This is a genomic window from Cupriavidus taiwanensis (assembly GCF_900250075.1).
GTDB lineage: Bacteria > Pseudomonadota > Gammaproteobacteria > Burkholderiales > Burkholderiaceae > Cupriavidus > Cupriavidus taiwanensis_C.
Genome location: NZ_LT977071.1, coordinates 948088 through 964720 on the forward strand (window position 1 = coordinate 948088; position 16633 = coordinate 964720).

A 16633-nucleotide genomic window follows, 5' to 3' on the forward strand; every position below is an offset into this window, starting at 1 on the left:
CTCGAAGTTAGCTATGATGTTTTTATATTCGCGCACTGTAGCGTTGGCTTACCAAGACTGGAGAGAACTGCGGTAATCTCGCAGGCTGCCTTCACGGGTTGGATTTTCGGAGTGCGATGTCGGCAATGGAGCTTCAGGTTCGGCCGGCTGGTGAGCCGGCTATGGCTTGACGTTCAACGGCCGTTGCTAGCGACCATACAGGGTCCACCGCAGCTCGGGTTGGTGCCAGCTCGGGGCCGCCCAGCAGGCGCTTGCCAATCAAATTGTAATGTCGGAGGCTTGCCGAAGGCAGACAGCTCCATGGGCTTCGTGATGCAGCGAGGCGCTAGTGAAGGGCAGAAACGGCGGAACTACTTCTTTAGTGAGAATGATTCGACCTTTTCAAGGGCGAGAACCTCGTCGTTATCATCGTCAGCCATACCGCGAACACCGTCTGGTCCAACAAAAATCACGCAAGCATCTCGTTTGGTCTTGCGAGAGCTTGTGTAAACGATGCCATCAATCGCGTGGCCCATCGGTGAACGGTGCACGAAGCGCAGGTACTCGGCGACTACTTGCGTGGGAACGTATTCGATGTGCTCTTTCCCGTCCTTCTTCACAGGCTTTCGAAAGTCACTCAGGAACTCACGTAAGAATAGGATGCCGTCTCGTCGGACTCGCGCGTTTTCCTCGAAGATGCTAGGTAGTCTTGGGAGAGTCGTGAGATCGACCACGCGTAATTCTCGCAAAGTTCGAAAATGTCCTAGTGTTGCATAACGCCGGTTCTCGCCTGGGCCGACGGTTTCCGCGATTGCGGTCTCTTTGTCGAACGCGCCGTAGAAAGCGCTGATCCCGGCAGCACTCATTCTGTTCGGAGCAGTAGCATATTTGAGTGGAGGAGGCCCTAAGTCACCAGCCGTTGTTAGCTTCTCCCCTCTCTTGCGCAATCGAATTCTCTGCACTGTTGTCCCAGCATCAAGTGTCTTATATAGTCGACAGGAGGCAATCACGGATCCCAATGCGTCTAAGAAATATGCTGGCGGGATTTCATTGATGTCGAGTTGTCGGGAGTTGCCTTCCATCCGGAAAAACACATACCGAGATTCGTGTTTGATGATTCTGACAAACTCCTTCCATCCTGCAGACAGCGCCTCGGCCGGGGACAATTGATAAGGGTTCAACCGACACCAAGCGCGGTCGCCAAATGAATCCACCACATCCGCTATGAGGCCTTCGTCGCGAAAGGTAAGGTCCAACATGCCGCCTTGGAAGAAGTCGTACGCATCATACGTTGCGCCGTCCCACTGCCCATCCCTCCAGCCTAAGCCTTCGTTTGCAGGATCTCCCCATTCGGTGCCGATGCCCTTCACCAGCAGATGCATGAAGTCATTAAACCTTACGCTTTTAGTTCCTTCAGTACCAGTCGGGCAGTAGGAGCAGCCCTGACCGTGTGCGCCCTCGCGGCGAATGGACCGCCGTAGCCCTACGTCATCAATACATTTGCTGCAGACTCTTGTGTTGTTGGAGCTGAACCCCTGTTCTTGCTCAGCCAGTGCCCAAGTTTTGACTCGTCCCATAATAGTCGTTGTCCTAGCTATTTGGATCGCTGTGCGCGAGTATGTCTTGTGCTTTGACGAGGACGTACCCCGGTCGAAATTTGATTTTTTCGGTCTCGCGCTCCGTTCCCGACTTGTGATTGATGATGAGTTGGATAAGCGGCAATAGACCGCCTGCGGCAGGTAGCGCTTGTGAGGTCGCTACGCCATAGGCGGACACTCCGAAGCCGAGGAGCATGTATGAGCTTTTCCAGAAGCGAGTAGAATGGCGCTGGATATTGCTAAGCTCATTGCGGACTTCGACTGACTGCTGTCGTAGTTCGTCTACAACGGCTTTGACGGAAGATGAAGTGGCCTCCGTGGACGAAGTGGACAAATGCTTTGCCATTAACTCGCGAAACATTGGCAACGCTGAAACGGCCTCCTGGCGCAGTTGAATAATTTGACGCGGATCTAAATCACTAACCCACGGCAAATTAATATTGCGTCGCTCATCAAGCATCCGTAGCTCTGAACGATTGCGAGCTGCACCTTCCACGTAAGCTAGTCCTGCGAGCCCGACCCCCGAATTGGAGAAGATTGATCCTGCGCCTGCAACCGCCTCTCTTCCAGTCCACAATGCGGACCGCACAGCAGCGCGAATTGCGTCATAGGACAGATCCGGTAGGGAGGGTTGCCGAGAATCCTTGGATCTGCGCGGCACAAGGTGGAGATGTAGGGGAGGCGTGTACAAGCTTCCCGTGTCAAAGGAAAGGCCGCCGGCCGGATGTTCGTCCAGAGAAAAGGTCTCCGCATGTTCGCGGTACAAGAATTCCGTGATTCGATCTACCTCCCCTTCAAAGTGGTCGAGGCAGGAAGAACAGGTTGCGAGCCAAGGGCTGCGAAACTTGAGAATGCCTGCAACCATCAGGGGGTAGAGCTCTATTAGGACCAACGTGTCGCACAAGATGGCATCGAGCTTTAGGTTTGTGATGCGCCCGAAGCGGCAAAATTTTTCGGTAAGAAAGTCGGTCAACCACATGGTGTCAGCCAGGAGGCCAAGGCTCCGCGTAAGGCGCTGAGCGGCCTCTATGCGGCAACGGAGAGCCCGGCAGACCTTATCCTCATTGAAAAGATCTAATCCGCCATCAAGATAAATTTCCAGCTTGTCGGGTGGTGCGGGCGCTCGAATTCGCGACATAGTTGAGAGCTCATAGTATTCCGACTGTTGTTTTAGATCGGGAAGAAGATATCTGAGACGTCGGCGCGCGGTGTCCCAATCTTTTGATTTGGCGAAAACTTCAGAGACCAACAGGGGGATACAAGGGGGAATGCAGTCGAGTTCTTCTAGCATATCCGTTATGGCTAATATCCGTCGTGAGATTGAGCCTGGTACAGGCGACAGCGGAACGTTGAGAGACCCTTTGTTTCGGAGTGCGAAGCAAGAAGGAAGCGCTTTGCAAAGGATCGCACTGCTGTAACCCTGATTCCCAAACTTGACGCAATGTTCAAGTCGGAGTTTCCAGAGGATTCCGAGAACTCGAAAGCAGTTGACGAACCCGCTACGTGAGTAGAGCTGTCTTCGTCGCCCTGCGCACCTATGTAGCATCGCGCCCCTTCTTGGTCGGTCTCGGCCGACCGCTCATCGCCATGCCCGCCATCGGTTGGCGACACGCGAAGCTATCGCCCGTGGCACTTCTTGAACTTCCTGCCTGAGCCGCAGGGGCACGGCGCGTTGCGCCCCCTAGGGCTGGGCTGCGTTGACTTCCCTGCACGCGGCGGCTGCACGAACTGTGTGACTCGATCATTGAACCGCCGCAGCGCCGGCGTTCCAAAGAAATTCCAATTCCGATTCAGCTCTTCGTAGTAGGCCTTCGTCTCGTCGGTCCAGGTCTCGCATGGCATCAGGATGAAGTCCTCGGACACCGTGCCACCCGAGAACTTGGGGTTCTCGATTCCGATGCCGATGACTTTCACCAGGTTAGGGAACTTGTTCTTCGCCGCGCCGCAAGCGATTTCCAGCAGCGTCTGTCGCTTCTCACGAAAATCCGCCGTTGCGCGGATAGCTTCTGGAACGCGCAATTGCAGGAGGACGTAGCCAACATTTGGCTTGAATGAAGGCAGGAAAGTTACCTGGCGCGTGAACGAACCCGTGTCCGGGAAGCGGTCGACGGCCGTGAGCATCTTCTCGGAGAGACCGCGGCGCATAAATCGCGGTTCCTTTACCATTTCATGGATCGCACTCTCGCCGCGTGCGATGTTCGAGTTACCGCCGAGCGTTCCCTCCAGACTGTTTTGGCAGGTACGCTGGATCAATTGGTCCCAGAAATACGAAATGCGGTCTTCATTTTTTGTGTTCTTGTAGACAACGGTCTGCACGAAGTCCCGCCACTCCCCCTCACCGATCATCACGCCGTCGACCCTGCTATGGTCCTTGCCCCTTGGCCCGATGACATGTCGGTTAGTCGCGGCGTCGTAGTTCATTAGATAATGACCGAGAAGGTCTTCCTCGCCGCAATAGCTCAGATAGTCGAAGGCAGCGGCGGCGCGGACCTTCTCCTCGAGATATGCCGAGAAGTCGGTGACCGTATCAAGCTCGCGAAGCACGATGGGCATATTGTGGCTGTCGAGGACATGAACCGGATTGTGCCTGTCGATCTCAATATGGAACGGATGGGTGGGGCCCCCGTCGGTCTCGGTGTAGGCGATCGCAAGGCTGCCGTAGACGTTTTGAGGCGATGCCCGCTCACAGGCCTCCTTCGCCCCGTGAGCGACGATAATCTTGTGAATGACGGCATTGTCCTTGTCGAACGGCACCGGGAACGGTTTCTCGCACTTTGCGTCGAGAAAAATCGGCCTGCCGCTGCGGATGTAGCGCTCCGCCCCGTGCGCGGTCCTGACCTGGCGATCGATGACATTGCGCTTCCAACGATTCCACAGGACCTGCGGATCCTTGTCAGTGATGTCGGGCAGTTCGTTCTCGCGGTCGAAGAAGATGAAAACGGTGTCACCGAATACCGCAAGCAGGTCGCAGAGCTCGTGCCCGTCATCCTTGTGCGGATTCGGATAGCTCCAGAGTTTTAGGAATGACCGCTCGCAGAATTCCGCAAGCAGTCGCTCCGTCGCTGTGACGCCGCTGGAATTCCCAGTCATAGTTGTTTCGCCCCCACCGCAATGCTCCCCAACCATCAAAAACCTCCGTGCGAACCGAATTCTTCCTTATGATGATATGCCAGATAGACGCTAGAGCTTAGTATGGGTAATGGTCATGCCCTTTAGTATAATGGTCCCAGGCAATCCTTCGATCGATTTGCGAGCGCTTGCCTTTGGGGACTGCTTCTAGCGTACCGCCGACGCTCAATACCGCCAAGGGCCAGGCCTAGCCGATCTCTACCACCCCGACGCAGTCAATCATCAGGTACTCAAGACCCAATCAAGGAACGCGACGCGATCCGCGCCATGTTCGAACGTGAATTCGCGCTTGCCAAGATGACCTGCGTCGTCGAAGCAATCCATGAAGCAGGAGAAGTCGCAGCACTCGAGTGGCGTGACCCCATAGGCCTACGCGGCTGCAGTTTCTTCACCGTCCGTGATAGCCGCATAGCCTTCCAAAGAGGCTACTGGGACAAACTATCCTTCCTCAAACTGCACGGCCTGCCCATCGAATAGTCAGCAGGGCGGCCAGGCGCATAAAAAAAACGCCAACCCGTACGGGTTGGCGTTCTGCTTTGGGTACTACCAGAATCAGAACTGATTCATGGTGTTGTCTTTACCTGCCGCCTTCAGCGCCGCTTCCCCGCTGAAATACTCCTTGTGGTCATCCCCAATATCCGACCCAGACATATTCTGGTGCTTGACACAAGCAATCCCCTGACGAATTTCCTTCCGCTGCACGCCAGCCACATAACCCAGCATGCCCTGATCGCCGAAGTACTCCTTAGCCAGGTTATCCGTCGACAGCGCAGCAGTGTGATACGTCGGCAGCGTAATCAGATGATGGAAGATCCCAGCCTCACGCGAAGCATCAGCCTGGAACGTACGAATCTTCTCGTCCGCCAGCTTGGCCAGCTCGCTGTCGTCATATTCCACGCTCATCAACTGCGCGCGGTCGTAGGCCGACACATCCTTGCCCGCTTCCTTCATCGCGTCATACGCCTGCTGGCGGAAATTCAGGGTCCAGTTGAACGACGGGCTGTTGTTGTACACCAGCTTGGCGTTCGGGATGACCTTGCGGATTTCATTGACCATGCCGGCGATCTGGGCGATGTGCGGCTTTTCGGTTTCGATCCACAGCAGGTCGGCGCCGTTCTGCAGCGCGGTCACGCAGTCCAGCACGCAGCGGGCTTCGCCCGTGCCGGCGCGGAACTGGAACAGGTTGCTGGGCAGGCGCTTGGGGCGCAGCAGCTTGCCGTCGCGCTTGATGATGACGTCGCCATTGCCCAGCTGGTCGGCCGACAGTTCTTCGCAATCCAGGAACGAGTTGTACTGGTCGCCCAGGTCGCCCGGCTGGCGGGTCACGGCAATCTGCTTGGTCAGGCCGGCGCCCAGAGAGTCGGTGCGGGCGACGATGATGCCGTCGTCCACGCCCAGTTCCAGGAAGGCGTAGCGGATGGCGCGGATCTTGGCCAGGAAGTCTTCGTGCGGCACGGTGACCTTGCCGTCCTGGTGGCCGCATTGCTTCTCGTCGGAGACCTGGTTTTCAATCTGGATGCAGCAGGCGCCGGCTTCGATGAATTGCTTGGCCAGCAGGTAGGTCGCTTCGGCGTTGCCGAAACCGGCGTCGATGTCGGCGATGATGGGCACGACGTGGGTGACGTGGTTGTCGATCTTCTGCTGGATGGCGGCCTTTTCGGCGCCGGTGGCGGCGTCCAGCTGGCGGAACAGGCCGCCCAGTTCACGGGCGTCGGCCTGGCGCAGGAAGGTGTACAGCTCGCGGATCAGCGCGCTGACCGAGGTCTTTTCGTGCATCGACTGGTCCGGCAGCGGGCCGAACTCGGAGCGCAGCGCGGCGACCATCCAGCCGGACAGGTACAGGTAGCGGCGCTCGGTGCTGTTGAAGTGCTTCTTGATGGAAATCATCTTCTGCTGGCCGATAAAGCCGTGCCAGCAGCCCAGCGACTGGGTGTACTTGGACGAGTCCGCATCGTAGGCGGCCATGTCGGCGCGCATGATCTTGGCGGTGTACTTGGCGATGTCCAGGCCCGTCTTGAACTTGTTCTGCGCGCGCATGCGGGCAGCGTACTCGGGGTTGATGGCATTCCAGGCGCTGCCCTGGGTTTCTTTCAAAGCAGCCACTGCCTTGATGTCGTCTTGATACTGGGCCATGTCAGTTTCCTAAGATAAGGCGCGTTTTGAGAAAAATCGTTTGGCGTGCCGACCGTGGGTCGAAGCAAACAGCGTGAACTCATTGTAGGGGGATCCGGCTTCGTTGCGGCTATGTCTTATATAAGACATAAGACTTTGTTTTTCCTTATTTTTCAATGAGATACATATAAATTTTCACGATACGGAACGTTTTTTCGCAGAACGAAAGCGGATGCGGCGCTGCGCAACGCCGAAATCCCACCATGTGAAACGTGCTTTCAGTGAGCGGGCAAAGGCCGCTTCAGCGCACCCCCGGTTCGGCGGCTTCGTCACTTTCCCGCTAAAGACTTCTGCCCCCTGCGCCGTTAACCCCAACAGTCCCTCATTTCCCAAACAGCACCCAATTCCCCCGCCTTTTCGCGCGAATGGGAATCCCACCCCGCTTCGATAATCCCCGCTGACGAATAGCGGCCTGCCGCTTCGCACGGAGCGTGGATGTCCGAAGAAAGCGATCTCGAGAAAACCGAACCCGCCTCACCCCGGCGCCTGGAAAAGGCGCGCGAGGAGGGGCAGGTGGTGCGTTCGCGCGAGCTGGCCACGTTCGTGATGCTGATTGCCGGCGTGACCGGCCTGTGGACGCTGGGCGGCCACCTGGGCCGAAGCCTGAACCAGGTGATGCAGGGCGCGTTGCGCTTTGAGCCGGCCACGGCGTTCGATCCGTCGCGCATGCTGTCGCGCTTTGCGCTGATGGTGTGGGACAGCCTGCTGGCCTTCCTGCCGTTGCTGCTGCTGTTCGGCGTGGCCGCGCTGGCCGCGCCGCTGCTGCTGGGCGGCTGGGTGTTCTCGGCCAAGTCGTTCGCGCCGCAGTTGTCGCGGCTGTCGCCGATTGCGGGGCTGGGGCGGATGTTCTCGGCGCATTCCCTGGTGGAGCTGCTCAAGGCCGTGGCCAAGTCGCTGCTGGTGGGGGCGGTCGGCGCCTGGGTGCTGTGGCGCCGCTTGCCCGAGGCCATCGCGCTGATGAATGCGCCGGTGCAGGAGGCGCTGCTGCACATGGTGGACCTGGTGATGTTCTGCTGCCTGGTGGTGTCGCTGTCGCTGCTGGTGGTGGCGGCCATCGACGTGCCGTGGCAGTACTGGGAGTTCTTCAAGAAGCTGCGCATGACCAAGGAAGAGGTCAAGCAGGAATTCAAGGAGAGCGAGGGCGACCCGCATATCAAGAACCGCATCCGCCAGCAGCAGCGCGCCATGGCACGCCGCCGCATGATGACGGAGGTGCCAAAGGCCGATGTGGTGGTGACCAACCCCACCCACTTTGCGGTGGCGCTGCGCTATGAGGAAGGGCGCATGGGCGCGCCGCGCGTGGTGGCCAAGGGCACCGGCGACGTCGCCGCGCGCATCCGCGCACTGGCGGCGGAGCACCGCGTGCCGCTGATGTCGGCGCCGCCGCTGGCGCGCGCGCTGCATCGCCATGTGGAGCTGGGCCAGGAAATCCCCGCCGGCCTCTATACCGCCGTGGCCGAAGTGCTGGCCTGGGTCTATCAACTGAAGCACTGGCACTACTCGCAGGGCCCGCAGCCGCAGGCGCCGGCGGACCTGCACGTGCCCGATGAACTCGCCGTACCGGAAATGCGCGCATGAATGCTCTGAGCAACCTCTTCAACCTGCCCGGCCTGCGCTCCGCCGGCCAGCTCAAGGCCATGACCGGGCCGCTGCTGATCATCATGATCCTGGGGATGATGATCCTGCCGCTGCCGCCTTTTGTGCTGGACCTGCTGTTCACCTTCAATATCGCGCTGGCGATCATGGTGCTGCTGGTCAGCATGTATACGCAGAAGCCGCTGGACTTTGCCGCGTTCCCGGCGGTGCTGCTGTTCACCACGCTGCTGCGGCTGTCGCTGAACGTGGCCTCGACACGCGTGGTGCTGCTGGAAGGCCATACCGGCCCGGACGCGGCCGGCAAGGTGGTGGAGGCCTTCGGCCACTTCCTGGTGGGCGGCAATTTTGCCGTGGGTATCGTGGTGTTCGCCATCCTGGTGGTGATCAACTTCATGGTGATCACCAAGGGCGCGGGGCGGATTGCGGAGGTCGGCGCGCGCTTCATGCTGGATTCGATGCCGGGCAAGCAGATGTCGATCGATGCCGACCTGAACGCCGGCCTGATCGACGAAGCCGCCGCCAAGAAGCGCCGCGCCGAGGTGGCGCAGGAGTCGGACTTCTACGGCGCCATGGACGGTGCCAGCAAGTTCGTGCGCGGCGATGCGGTGGCGGGCCTGCTGATCATGTTTATCAACGTGGCCGCGGGCATGGTGGTGGGCATGGTCCAGCATGACCTGGACTTTGGCACCGCCGTGCACAACTACACGCTGCTGACCATCGGCGATGGCCTGGTGGCGCAGATTCCGGCGCTGGTGATCTCCACCGCGGCCGGCGTGATCGTGTCGCGCGTGTCGAACGAGCAGGACGTGGGCGAGCAGCTGACCGGCCAGCTCTTCGCCAACCCGCGTGTGCTGTACCTGACCGCGGGCATCATCGGCCTGATGGGCATCATTCCGGGCATGCCGCACTTTGCCTTCCTGCTGCTGGCGGGCGCGCTGGTTTGGATGGGGCGCTATATCGCGCGCCGCGCGGCCACGCAGGCGCAGGCCCGGCAGCGTGAAGAGCGCACCCCGGCGGTGGCGCAGGAATCGACCGAAGCCAGCTGGGACGATGTCACGCTGGTGGACCCGCTCGGCATGGAGGTGGGCTACCGCCTGATCACGCTGGTGGACCGCGCGCAGGATGGCGAGCTGCTGGGCCGCATCAAGAGCATCCGCAAGAAGGTGGCGCAGGAGATCGGCTTCCTGGTCCCGGTGGTGCATATCCGCGACAACCTGGAACTGAAGCCCAACGCCTACCGCATCACGCTCAAGGGCGTGGAGATCGGCCGCGGCGAGGCCATGCCGGGACAGTGGATGGCGATCAACCCGGGCCAGGTCAGCGGCACGCTGCCCGGCGCGGCCACGCGCGATCCGGCCTTCGGCCTGCCGGCGGTGTGGATCGATGCCGGCATCAAGGAGCAGGCGCAGGCGTACGGCTACACCGTGGTCGATGCCAGCACCGTGGTGGCCACGCACCTGAACCACCTGATCCACATGCACGCGGCCGAACTGCTGGGCCGCCAGGAAGTGCAGGCGCTGCTGGACCGCATCGCCAAGGACTCGCCCAAGCTGACCGAAGACCTGGTGCCGAAGACGATTTCGCTCACCGGCCTGCAGAAGATCCTGCAGAACCTGCTGGACGAAGGCGTGCCGATCCGCGACATGCGCACCATCCTCGATGTGGTGGCCGAGCACGCGCCCAAGATCAGCGACCCCAACGAGCTGACCGCGATGGTCCGCGTGGCGCTGGGCCGCGCCATCACGCAGCAGCTGTTCCCGAACAATGCCGACCTGCAGGTGATCGGCCTCGACGCCGGCCTGGAGCGCGTGCTGTCGCAGGCGCTGACCAACGGCGGCGGCATCGAGCCGGGCCTGGCCGACGCGCTGCTGCAGCAGACCCAGGGCGCGGTTACGCGCCAGGAGCAGATGGGCATGGACCCGGTGCTGCTGGTGCCGTCGCAGCTGCGTCCGCTGATGGCGCGCTTCCTGCGCCGGACCATGCCGCAGCTGCGCGTGCTGTCGCACGCCGAGGTGCCGGACAACCGCAATATCCGCATCACCGCCATGATCGGCGCGTGAGGAGTCAACGATGAGCGTAGCGAAGTTTGTCGCGGCCAACGGCCGCGAAGCCATGCGCCAGGTGCGCGAAGCCATGGGCCCGGATGCCGTGGTGCTGTCCAACCGCACCGTCGAGGGCGGGGTGGAGATCGTCGCCATGCGCGATACCGATCTGGGCAGCGTGTCGGCCGGCGCGCAGGTGTATGTGCCGCCGGCACCGCCGCAGGTACCGGCACCTGAGCCCGCGGCCATCGGCGACCTGCGCGGCGAGCTGCAATCGATGCGGGCCATGCTGGAGCGCCAGCTGGCCGGCATCGGCGCCGCGCCGGGCGTAGTCCCGAGCGCGGCAGCGCACGGCGTGGCCGCAAGCGACCCGCTGCGCGAATCGCTGTTCGAATGGATGGTCGGCGCGGGCTTCTCCGGGCAACTGGCGCGCACGCTGCTGGCGCGGCTGCCGCTGGGCTATGACCGGCCCGCGGCCATGGGCTGGATCCGCGGCGAGCTGGCCAGCAAGCTGCCGGTGCTGGGCGACGAGGACCACCTGTTCGCGCAAGGCGGTGTGCTGGCGCTGGTGGGCCCCACCGGCGTGGGCAAGACCACCACCACGGCCAAGCTGGCGGCGCGCTACGTGCTGCGCCACGGCGCCGACAAGCTGGCGTTGCTGACTACCGACAGCTTCCGTATCGGCGCCCATGAGCAGCTGCGCATCTACGGCGACATCCTGGGCGTGCCAGTGCATGCCGTGAAAGACGCCGCCGACCTGCGCTTCGCGCTGGCGGCGATGAAGGACAAGCACCTGGTGATCATCGACACCGTCGGCATGAGCCAGCGCGACCGCAGCCTGTCGGAACAGATCGCGATGCTGGCCGGCGTGCCTGCGCCGGTGCAGCGCGTGCTGCTGCTCAACGGCGCCAGCCACGGCGATACCCTCAATGAAGTCGTGCACGCCTACCGCCATGACGCCGCGCCCGATGGCGGCGGCATCGACGGCTGCATCATCAGCAAGCTGGATGAAGCGACGCACCTGGGATCGGTGCTGGACGTGGTGATCCGCCACCGGCTGCCGGTGTTCTATGCCTCCACCGGTCAGCGCGTGCCCGAGCATCTGGAGCTGGCCAACAGCGCCGCGCTGGTCGAGCGCGCCTTCCTGACGCCGCGCCGCGGCTCGGTCTTCGCCGATGCCGATGCGGCGCGCCGTGCGGCAGCTGGCGCGGGTGAAGAGACCACCGCGCGCGGTGGCGCCACCGATGTGCTGCGCTCGCTGACCGATAGCGCCGACGCGCTCGGCCAGTGCGTGGCCGAACTCAACGGCGCGGGCCTGGGCTTCGACCTGGCCCGCTCGCTGTGGCAGCAGCGCGGCGCCGGCGCGCCGGCCCTGCGCGCGATGTCGCAGCAGGTGCGCGAAGCGGTGTGCCGTGACGTGACGCGCCAGTGCGAACAGTACGTGCTGGCGATCGCCGCCACGCTGCAGGTGGCCGTGCCCGGCCGCCGCTCGCCCCAGCCGATCCAGCACACGCTGTGGCTGGCCGACCGCAACGGCATGCCGCTGGCCGCCACCGTGACGCCCACTGGCCGTGCCGGCCAGCCGCTGGGTGAAGCCGAATCGGATGCCGCCAACCTGCGCGCCGCGATGAGCGCCGCGCGCAAGGTCGTCAACCTGGTCGAGGCGCTGCCGTCCGCCGCCACGCTGGCGCGCTGGCAGCTGGCCGGCGAGCGCTGGGTGGCCAGCGCGCGCAAGACGGCGCGCCTGGTCAGCGCCGGCACCGCGTGGAAGCTGGATGCGCTGGCGGATACGCTGACCTTCCATGCCGTCGGCGAAGACACCGTGCGCGAGCGCGATGCCGTGCGCTGGCTGGCAACCGCCGAGGTGCGCGTGCCGGACAGCCCGGTGCGCGGCAAGGGCACGCCAGATGGCGGCATCGACGCCTGCCTGGTGGTGGCCCGCCTGGCCGACCGCGCCACCGGCGAGCTGCTCGATACCCGCTATCTGCTGTGCGATCCGGCGCTGGCGCAGGATGCCGCGCAGGTGGCCCGCTGGGCGTTGTGGACCGACGCGGCCGAGGCCGGCCTGCGCACGCTGCGCCATGCCATCGACCATTTCGCGCAGGACGCGCGGGATGCGCACGATGCCGGCGCGGTGGCCGCGCTGCAGCTGGGCTTGTCGGTGCTGCGCCTGGAACATGCGCCGACTGCGGCCGCGCCCGCGTTCCTGGCGCGCCTGGCCGGCCGTACGGTGCGCACGGGCGCGCCGGTGCCGGGCACCGTGCTCAATGAAGGCATGGGCCGCATGCTGGCGCTGCTCGACGTCCTGGAAAACTATCCGGGCCGCGGCAACACCGCGCCCGCTGCCGCCGCGGAGGCCCTGCAGTGAGCACCCTCGCCATGGACCAGGCCGCAAGCCTGCGCAGGATGCTGGCGCCGCGCACCACGCGCCGCATCGCCGTGCTCGCCAGCGAACGCGGCGCCGGTGCGACCACCGTGGCGCTGGGTTTGTCGCATGCGCTGGCGATGCAGGGCGAGCGCGTGCTGCTGGTCGACGAAGACACCAATGCTTGTGCCACGCGCTGGTCCGGCGCCAGGCCGGCGGGCACGCTGGCTGACGTCCACGCGGGCCGGCTGTCGCTCGATGCGGCGGCGGGCGTGAGCCCGCAAGGCGTGCTGTCGGTGCTGCCGGCGGGCCGGCCGGTGCCGGGCACTGCCTTGCCGCAGGCGGCGACGAACGAATTCCGCAGCGTGCTGGTCGATGCCGGCCTCGACGCCGACGGCGCGCTGTCGACGCTTGCGGGCGATGCGCACAACGTGCTGGTAGTAATGCGCCCGGAGCTGGCGTCGATCACCGCCGCCTACGCCTGCATCAAGCGGCTGCACCACCTGTATGCGTGGCGCCAGTTCCACCTGATCGTCAACCTGGCGGCCAGCGAAGCCACGGTGCAGGCCATCCTGCGCAACCTGGCGCGCACCGCCAGCCAGTACCTCGGCGTCGAAGTGCTGTGCGCGGGCTGGCTGCCGGCGGATCCGCTGGTGGCGCGCGCCGCGCAGCTGGGCCGCTGCGTGGTCGATGCCTTCCCGGCCGCGCCGGCCACCGCGGCCCTGCGCCGCAGCGCCGGCGGTATCGGCGCCTGGCCGTTGCGCGCGGATGCCGCCGCGCCAGCAGCCGCGCCCGCCATGGCCTGAGCCTGCCAGCCATGCCACCCGAAACCACCACAGCCTGAGCCAGCCGGCACGCCAAGGCGTACCGGTCCAGCCATCCAGCAGTCACGAGAATTGCACCATGTACACGATCCAGGGAAAGCTCGAACAGGCCGATGTGGTCAAGGCGCACGCCCAGCTGGTGCGCCGCATCGCGCTGCAGCTCGCCGCGCGGCTGCCCGCCAGCGTGCAGATCGACGACCTGATCCAGGCCGGCATGATCGGCCTGCTCGACGCCGCCAAGCGCTATGAAGACACCCACGGCGCGCGCTTCGAGACCTACGCCAGCCAGCGCATCCGCGGCGCCATGCTCGACGAGGTGCGCGCCAACGACTGGCAATCGCGCAGCCTGCGGCAGTTCACCCGCCGCATCGAACGCACCCAGCGCAACCTGGAACAGAAGCTCGGCCGCACGCCGATCGACTCCGAAGTGGCCGAGGCCATGGAGATGCCGCTGGACGAATACCAGCTGCTGCTCAACGAGGTCTATGGCTGCCAGCTGCTGCACTATGAAGACTTCGAGCGCTCCGGCGAAGAAGACTTCCTCGACCGCCACCTCGGCGGCAGCGACGACGGCAACCCGCTGACCGTGCTGATGGAAAGCGGCATGCGCGAGGCACTGGTCCGCGCCATCGAACGCCTGCCCGAGCGGGAAAAGCTGGTGCTGTCGCTGTGCTACGACCAGGAACTGAACCTGCGCGAAATCGGCGCGGTGCTCGACGTGACCGAGTCGCGCGTATGCCAGATCCGCGGCCAGGCCATCAACCGGCTGCGCAGCCAGTTGCGCGGCCTGTTGTGATGCCCGGCACGGCGCGCGCCGCGCGTGGCGCTTGCTGGCTGCTGGCCGCGGTATCGGCGTGCGCGTGGGCCGCTTTCGACGCCGGCACCCGCCACGCATGGACCGGCTCGGTCAACGGCCCGGCCCTGCACGGCCGCGGCCAGCGCGCGGTATCGCCGCCGATCCTGCCCACCGGCGTATTGCCGCAATCGGAAGGGGTCATTACCTCCGTGCGCTGGCGCTACAGCTTCGCCAAGACGCCGCCGGTGGAACTGCAGGCCTACCTGTGCAACGCGCAGCGCTGCGTGCTGCTGCCGCAGGCCGAGGGCAAGACCGATGCGTTCTTCGGCGACGATGCCACCAAGGGGTTTGTGTTTGCGTTCCGGGTGCCGGGGCAGGGGAGCCTGGTGCCGGTGTTGCAGGGGCGGAGTAATGAGGTGGTGGTGGGGTTTCGGTAGGACGTTGCCGCTTCTGGCACACGCAATTTTCAATCGAGCATTCCGATTCCCGCTTGTGTACTCCCTCTCCCGCTTGCGGGAGAGGGTTGGGGAGAGGGCGGGAATATCGACGAAGTGAAGGCCATCGCCATTGCCACCGCCGGCCCTCACCCCCGCCCCTCTCCCGCAAGCGGGAGAGGGGAGAAAACACAGCGCTTGTGGAAAGCCTCCGGGGTCAGTCTTGCTGACCTGCGAGTGCGCTGGCGCGAATCAGGGCCGGCTCCAGCGCCGTTCGCAACACTGCAACGGTGTCTGGCAGCGCGTCCCATGTGAGCGAGTTCTTCTTCAGAAACGCTTGCCACAGCGCCTGCCGCGACGGATCCGTGGAGAATTCTTCGGTCAGTCCAAGCGGCAGCGCACCGGGAACCGGCATGCCGCGTCTAGTGAAAGTCGCTGCCACCGCGCTTGCGAGGACCTCGGCATCGAGGGTCTCGCGACCCAGCAGGATAGCCAGATCGAAATAGTCCTTCAGCCTGCTGTTCGCCATGCCAAGCAACGCAATGGCATGCAGTTTTTCGGAAACGACCGTGTAGACCGGATACGTGCGTAGCCGCGGCGCCGGCAGATCGTCGAGCAAGACCGGATAGGCCGCGTCGACCGGCCCCGGTGTGATGGCATCACCGAACCCGATATCGACTTGCACCCGGCATCGTGCCCGCGCCAGTTCCCCGGTAAGCAAGACGCGCGCGCCGGCGTAGCCCGCATCCTTGCGAATTTCCTCCGTGGTCACCGATGCCGGATCGAAGGTCATGCCATCGTCGGCGCTGACAGTCGCGATGTCCCGGAACGTTTTGGCGATCGATGCCAGATCGCTCGCTCCGAAACCAAGGAAGTCGGCATCGCGGGTAGCGCGATGCGGCATGTCGTACCAGAGCGTGAACAGCAAGGCGCCCTTGAGCACAAAGCGCTCGCCATGCGGCGACTGGCTTAGTCGATAGAGCATGCGTTCCAGCGCATAACGCACCAGCACCTGGTTGAAATCCGCCCTTTGCGCTTTGGCGATGTTCAACAATCGCGCGCGTACCGATTCGGCGAGGTCGCTGATCATTCGACAGCCTCAAGATACGGACGCATGACGTTGGCAACACGACAAAGCTTGGCATAGTGCCAAAGCTCGTCCGCCGATGCCTTCTGTTGTGCCCGCGCATCCCTGAGGGCTTCCAGTGCCACGTCGAGGCCTACCTTGTTGCGGTGCTTGAAGCAATCTGCAACCGTTCGGGCGGCGCTATAGACCCGCAGCGGAATTCCGTCGCGCTCGACCACGTCAATGCCTGCCGAGAAGACATCGTCGGCAACCTGGATCATCTTGATCGGTGGAAAATCGATTCTTGGCGCATGGCTGCCTCGCGGCATCGCAATCCAGACTTCGCGCGGAAGTTGCGTGGTCAGGCCATGGAACTGGAGCGCTGTCAGCAGGCAGAAGACAGCTTGCGGCACCCGGGTGGCAATGGCGGCCAGGCTCTCATGCTCCGAGCGCGGATCATTCGACAGCCGGTAAATGCCCCGATCGATTCTTTCGAGCAGCCCGGCGCCGACCATGCGGCTCAGGATGACCCGCGGGACTTCGATGTTGTCGAGATCGGCGGGGCGCAGCATGCCTTTCCTGGAGGCCAGGTCAAGGACGCGTTGGGTTTGGCGGTTGTGCGGCATGACGGC

General features: G+C 63.3%; 13 protein-coding genes. 7 read left to right on the forward strand and 6 right to left on the reverse strand.

Annotated elements, in window-relative coordinates:
* Positions 1–350: 350 nt before the first annotated feature.
* From CBM2588_RS20745 to CBM2588_RS20755, 3 genes are all read right to left on the reverse strand, one after another.
* On the reverse strand, positions 351–1556 hold the full coding sequence (locus CBM2588_RS20745; protein ID WP_115682259.1) for a HEPN-associated N-terminal domain-containing protein: 1206 nt from the start codon (positions 1554–1556) through the stop codon (positions 351–353).
* 13 nt (positions 1557–1569) lie between these two features.
* On the reverse strand, positions 1570–2868 hold the full coding sequence (locus tag CBM2588_RS20750; protein WP_147298422.1) for a hypothetical protein: 1299 nt from the start codon (positions 2866–2868) through the stop codon (positions 1570–1572).
* A gap of 326 nt (positions 2869–3194) precedes the next feature.
* On the reverse strand, positions 3195–4667 hold the full coding sequence (locus CBM2588_RS20755; protein ID WP_115683676.1) for a YecA family protein: 1473 nt from the start codon (positions 4665–4667) through the stop codon (positions 3195–3197).
* Between the two features lie 306 nt (positions 4668–4973).
* Between CBM2588_RS20755 and CBM2588_RS20760 the strand changes: the two genes are divergently transcribed.
* On the forward strand, positions 4974–5183 hold the full coding sequence (locus CBM2588_RS20760; RefSeq protein WP_231942220.1) for a hypothetical protein: 210 nt from the start codon (positions 4974–4976) through the stop codon (positions 5181–5183).
* Positions 5184–5258: 75 nt separating this feature from the next.
* Here CBM2588_RS20760 and CBM2588_RS20765 read toward each other — a convergent pair whose 3' ends face one another.
* A complete protein-coding gene (locus CBM2588_RS20765; protein WP_115682260.1) occupies positions 5259–6839 on the reverse strand; it encodes an isocitrate lyase in 1581 nt (526 codons plus the stop codon).
* 474 nt (positions 6840–7313) lie between these two features.
* On the opposite strand from CBM2588_RS20765, the gene flhB reads away from it, so the two are divergent.
* The 6 genes from flhB to CBM2588_RS20795 all read left to right on the forward strand — a co-directional run bounded on the left by flhB (position 7314) and on the right by CBM2588_RS20795 (position 14938).
* On the forward strand, positions 7314–8456 hold the full coding sequence (gene flhB, locus CBM2588_RS20770; protein WP_115682261.1) for a flagellar biosynthesis protein FlhB: 1143 nt from the start codon (positions 7314–7316) through the stop codon (positions 8454–8456).
* The gene (gene flhA, locus CBM2588_RS20775; RefSeq protein ID WP_115682262.1) at positions 8453–10534 is read left to right on the forward strand and encodes a flagellar biosynthesis protein FlhA; all 2082 of its coding nucleotides are present in this window, start codon (positions 8453–8455) and stop codon (positions 10532–10534) included. Before flhB ends, flhA begins: the two co-directional genes overlap by 4 nt.
* A 10-nt stretch (positions 10535–10544) precedes the next feature.
* Positions 10545–12884 (forward strand): flagellar biosynthesis protein FlhF, encoded by a 2340-nt coding sequence (gene flhF, locus CBM2588_RS20780; protein ID WP_115682263.1) that lies wholly within the window; start codon positions 10545–10547, stop codon positions 12882–12884.
* Between the two features lie 11 nt (positions 12885–12895).
* The gene (locus tag CBM2588_RS20785; RefSeq protein ID WP_115682264.1) at positions 12896–13687 is read left to right on the forward strand and encodes a MinD/ParA family ATP-binding protein; all 792 of its coding nucleotides are present in this window, start codon (positions 12896–12898) and stop codon (positions 13685–13687) included.
* A 97-nt stretch (positions 13688–13784) separates the two neighbouring features.
* On the forward strand, positions 13785–14501 hold the full coding sequence (locus CBM2588_RS20790; RefSeq protein WP_018006614.1) for an RNA polymerase sigma factor FliA: 717 nt from the start codon (positions 13785–13787) through the stop codon (positions 14499–14501).
* Positions 14501–14938 (forward strand): flagellar protein FlhE, encoded by a 438-nt coding sequence (locus CBM2588_RS20795; protein ID WP_115682265.1) that lies wholly within the window; start codon positions 14501–14503, stop codon positions 14936–14938. Before CBM2588_RS20790 ends, CBM2588_RS20795 begins: the two co-directional genes overlap by 1 nt.
* Before the next feature lie 214 nt (positions 14939–15152).
* On the opposite strand, the gene CBM2588_RS20800 is transcribed toward CBM2588_RS20795, so the two are convergent.
* Together CBM2588_RS20800 and CBM2588_RS20805 are read right to left on the reverse strand one after the other, a co-directional pair.
* On the reverse strand, positions 15153–16025 hold the full coding sequence (locus tag CBM2588_RS20800) for a nucleotidyl transferase AbiEii/AbiGii toxin family protein (RefSeq protein WP_172583645.1): 873 nt from the start codon (positions 16023–16025) through the stop codon (positions 15153–15155).
* Positions 16022–16627 (reverse strand): type IV toxin-antitoxin system AbiEi family antitoxin domain-containing protein, encoded by a 606-nt coding sequence (locus CBM2588_RS20805; RefSeq protein WP_115682266.1) that lies wholly within the window; start codon positions 16625–16627, stop codon positions 16022–16024. Before CBM2588_RS20805 ends, CBM2588_RS20800 begins: the two co-directional genes overlap by 4 nt.
* Positions 16628–16633 lie beyond the last annotated feature (6 nt).